Origin of the sequence: Quyinboa sediminis (assembly GCF_042219855.1) — a bacterium.
Classification (GTDB): Bacteria; Bacteroidota; Bacteroidia; order Bacteroidales; family UBA5342; genus JBHJHP01.
This window is the reverse complement of sequence record NZ_JBHJHP010000044.1, coordinates 1-561: the sequence shown is the minus strand read 5'-3', so window position 1 is coordinate 561 and position 561 is coordinate 1. Positions and strand designations below refer to the sequence as shown.

Below are 561 nucleotides of genomic sequence, written 5' to 3'. Positions count from 1 at the left end.
AAAGGTTTTTGATTGCTATATATTTAAATGTCAGATACTTAAATATAATCAAAAACCTTTTTTTATTCAAACTTTTTATGTGTTTTCTTAGATCGAACTCACGTTCATTAAGTTTTATTGAAGTTCTTTTTGGCCAATCCTTTAAGAATGCCTTTATTTCCTTTAATCAAAGCCTGCTTCTTGGCTCTGCTCCATCCCTGAATTTGTTTTTCACGATAAAAGGCATGATCAATGCGATCATATTCTTCGTAATAAACGAGTATTACAGGTAATCTGGTCTTAGTATAATTTGCACCGCATCCACTCTGATGTTCTTTTAACCGACGTTTAAGATTGATAGTACTACCGGTATAGAAAGTATTATCTGCGCAAAAAAGAATATAGGTATAACCTTTACTCATTATTTGTTTAGTTATTAGGATATTATAAATATATGAAAAAGGTTATGGAAACGAAAATTTTATTTGAACGGTCGCTCCGATACGAATCTCAGATTCTACTCAGTGACCGGGTAGATCATGTTAAAAATAAATCGTTATTGTAAAGAACTTGCAGCTTACT

The 561-nt window shown here is 31.4% G+C and carries 1 protein-coding gene; it reads right to left on the bottom strand.

The features are described from left to right. Window positions 1–107: 107 nt before the first annotated feature. Window positions 108–401 carry a GIY-YIG nuclease family protein gene (locus tag ACE1EF_RS20090; RefSeq protein ID WP_375722502.1) on the bottom strand — a complete coding sequence of 98 codons (294 nt, stop codon included), beginning with the start codon at window positions 399–401 and terminating at the stop codon, window positions 108–110. Between the last annotated feature and the right edge of the window lie 160 nt (window positions 402–561).